Consider the following 409-nt stretch of genomic DNA (forward strand, 5'->3'; position numbering starts at 1 on the left):
ATAAGCCTCGTCGATGACCACGAGGCTCTTCGTCGCCGCGGCGATGATGCGCTCCATGTCGGCGTCGTTAAAGAGCGTGCCGGTCGGATTGTTCGGATACGCGAGATACACAACCGCGGGCTGGTGTTCGGCGATGGATTCGCGGATGAGGGTGGTTGGGGTTGTTGCGCTTGTTGCGCCGGTTTCGCTTGTTGCGCAGGCTGCGCCGGTTTCGGCTCCTGCGCTTGCTGGATCGGTTTCGCCTGCTGCGCTTGTTGGATGCGTTGTGCGTCCTGGGCGTCTCGCGGGTGCTGAGCGTCTTGGGCCTGTTGGGCGTCCTGCGCCGGCTTCGCCTGTTGCGCAGGTTGCACTGGTTTGGCCTGCTGCGTTTGTTGCGCCGGTTTCCCCCGTTGCGCTTTTTCTATGGGTT

General features: G+C 62.6%; 1 protein-coding gene and 1 pseudogene. One reads left to right on the top strand and one right to left on the bottom strand.

Annotation, left to right across the window (positions count from 1 at the left end; genetic code table 11):
* Positions 1 to 138: pseudogene (locus tag SB822_RS55130) on the bottom strand (aminotransferase class I/II-fold pyridoxal phosphate-dependent enzyme); the annotation flags it as partial.
* A 23-nt stretch (positions 139 to 161) separates the two neighbouring features.
* Here SB822_RS55130 and SB822_RS55135 point away from each other — a divergent pair.
* A partial coding sequence (locus SB822_RS55135; RefSeq protein WP_410858852.1) for a hypothetical protein occupies positions 162 to 409 on the top strand: 248 nt, incomplete at its 3' end.

The organism is Paraburkholderia sp. SIMBA_054 (assembly GCF_046534875.1).
GTDB classification, from domain to species: domain Bacteria; phylum Pseudomonadota; class Gammaproteobacteria; order Burkholderiales; family Burkholderiaceae; genus Paraburkholderia; species Paraburkholderia hospita.